We start from the raw sequence: 2,425 nt of genomic DNA, 5'->3' as shown, positions 1-2,425 counted from the left end.
GTGGGTGGGGGCGAGCGGGGGTGGGTGGGGGCGAGCGGGGGTGGGTGGGGGGCGAGCGGGCGTGGGTGGGGGCGAGCGGGCGTGGGTGGGGGCGAGCGGGGGTGGGTGGGGGGCGAGCGGGCGAAATGCCGCGGTGGTCCGGGGAGCTCACCGCTCCCTTTCGCCCGCTCGGGTCGTGCGGGTGCGGGCGCGAACGGGGCACCGGTGCGAGCGGGCGGAACGCCCTGGTCGATCAGGCCGATGAGGGAGCGCTTTTGCCCGTTCGCACGTGCCCAAGGCTGGGCCGGGCTTGGCTGGTCAAGGCCCTGCGGGCCACGTGATTCGAGCGGGCGAAACTGCCCGGTTCGGCTGTCTGAGCTCGTGGTGTTTCGCCCGCTCGCGGACGGACGGACGGACGGGCGGGGGCCGGGGCGGCGGGCGGGGTCGTCCCGGGGCGGGCGGCGGATGGCGCGGAGCCACAGGGACATGAAGAAGCCCCGGCGCCGCAAGGGCGTCGGGGCTTCGTTCAGGGCGTCCCGCGGTGCGGGTCAGCGCAGGGTTCAGGCAGCCTGGAGGACGAACTGCACGTCGAGGTTGATGGTGACCTCGTTGCCGAGGGTGAAGCCGCCGGCCTCGAGCGCGGCATTCCAGTTCACACCGAACTCAGTGCGGTCGATCTTCGTCTTGGCTTCGGCACCGAACTTGACCTGGCCGTAACCGTCGGTCGTGAAACCGCCCAGCTCGGCCTTGAGGACGACGGGCTTGGTGACGCCGCGCAGGGTCAGGTCGCCGGCGATGTGCAGGTCGTCGCCCTTCGCCTCGATGCTGGTGGAGCGGAAGGTGAGCTGCGGGTGCTCTTCGGTGAGGAAGAAGTCGCTCGTCTTGAGGTGCTGGTCGCGCTGCTCCTGGCCGGTGTTGATCGAAGCGACGTCGATGTTCGCCTCGATGGTCGACTCGAGCGGGTTCTCAGCGGTCACGACGGTCGCGTCGAAGTTCTCGAACTTGCCCTTGACCTTGCTGATGGCCAGGTGGCGAACCGAGAACGTGACCTCGGAGTGCGTCGGGTCGATCTTCCAGGTGCCGGTCTGGTAGCCGGGAACGGTGTCAGCAGAGAGCGTCATGGTGGTGTCCTTCCGGGACGACGGAGTTCGTGGAGCGATGCGAGCGATCGGATCCCCAATCCATGCGCTCGCATCGAAGTTGATGCTACGCCATTCTGTACCCAAATGGTTGAAGCGTCAACCAATGTTCATCGAAGTGTCGTGAAACGCCGATCGTGCGCCCCCGAACCGCCCGTGACGAGCAGGCGACGTATGCGATGGACGAAGCGCTCGACGTGTTGCCCGACGTCATCTGCCGTGATCCGGACCAGCCACCAGTCGACGTCCTTCAGGTGCTCACCCCGGGTCAGGTCCTTCTTGAACGTCGCCGGATCCGTGCGGTGCAGGTCACTCTCGTACTCGATCGCGACCCGGGCTTCGGGGAACGCCAGGTCCACGCGCGCGATCCACACACCGTCGACCACCACATCGTGGTTCAGCGCTGGTTCCGGTAGTCCGTGTCGTGTCAGTACGAGTCGCGCTCGGGTCTCCCCGGGGGACTGGGAGCCAGGACGGATCTCCAGCAATGCAGCGCGGAGTCGGCGGACGCCGCGCATGCCGCGACGTCGACGGACGGCCGCTCGCAGTTCGTCGAGTGTGACCCAGCCGAGCCAGCCGACGAGCGCGTCACCGGCGATGACGAGCTCATCGATCGTGAGCATCGTCCCCAGCGCGACGAACGTGTCCGTTGGAGTACTGATCGGGACGCCTCGGGAGACAGTCATCCTGACGGTGCCGGATCGGGCGCGATGTCCGACCGCACCCCGAACGCGAAGTGCTTGATCGACTCCGATCGTGGTCACGTGCAGCCGTGGATCGCGTTCGACTCGGCGGGGAAGCGGAACGCCGATGATCGCCGCGGCCGTCGCGTGGCTGAACACCTGGTCCGGGCGGAGGCGCGGAGCCAGCGCTCGCGCTCGTTCGTCGACGGCTCGGGGAACTGCAGCGGATCGGATCCCGTGGAAGGGGCGGACGAGGTCGCGTGCTTCGAGGCGGCCCCGCGAGACGCCTCGGTGCAGGGCGTCGCGAACCCGGAACGAGGCGTCCCGCAACGCCAGTGGGAGTCGAGTCCTGGGTGTCATGGTCCCCACGGTGGCAGCGCGCCGATTTCGTCATGGCGAGCGGAGCCTCCGATGTGGACGTCTCGAAGACTCCCCGCGATGTGGAGGAGCGAGCCGCGCGCCGAGCGGGCGGAATCCCCAGGTGACGGGACGGAGTGACCCTGGTGTTTCGCCCGTTCGCCCGTTTCGGTGCCCGCATCCTGCGTGTGCCCGGGCCGGTGCCCGGGCCGGTGCCCGCGCCCGCGCCCGCGCCCGCGCCCGCGCCCGCGCCCGGCCCGCGCCCGC

At 69.5% G+C, this 2,425-nt stretch carries 2 protein-coding genes; both read right to left on the bottom strand.

Features of this window, described 5'->3' with window-relative positions; genetic code table 11:
* Positions 1-539 precede the first annotated feature (539 nt).
* The gene (locus tag ACLBWP_RS18420) at positions 540-1,100 is read right to left on the bottom strand and encodes a YceI family protein (RefSeq protein ID WP_243561246.1); all 561 of its coding nucleotides are present in this window, start codon (positions 1,098-1,100) and stop codon (positions 540-542) included.
* Positions 1,101-1,228: 128 nt separating this feature from the next.
* Positions 1,229-1,804 carry a hypothetical protein gene (locus tag ACLBWP_RS18415; protein WP_447656265.1) on the bottom strand — a complete coding sequence of 192 codons (576 nt, stop codon included), beginning with the start codon at positions 1,802-1,804 and terminating at the stop codon, positions 1,229-1,231.
* Between the last annotated feature and the right edge of the window lie 621 nt (positions 1,805-2,425).

It is taken from the genome of Microbacterium sp. M1A1_1b (assembly GCF_053345565.1).
This window is presented reverse-complemented; position numbering and strand designations above follow the sequence as displayed.

What these genes read in the sequence shown, in the direction of transcription:
- ACLBWP_RS18420 (WP_243561246.1), bottom strand. Translation starts at nt 1,100, where the DNA reads ATGACGCTCTCTGCTGACACCGTTCCCGGCTACCAGACCGGCACCTGG.
- ACLBWP_RS18415 (WP_447656265.1), bottom strand. Translation starts at nt 1,804, where the DNA reads ATGACTGTCTCCCGAGGCGTCCCGATCAGTACTCCAACGGACACGTTC.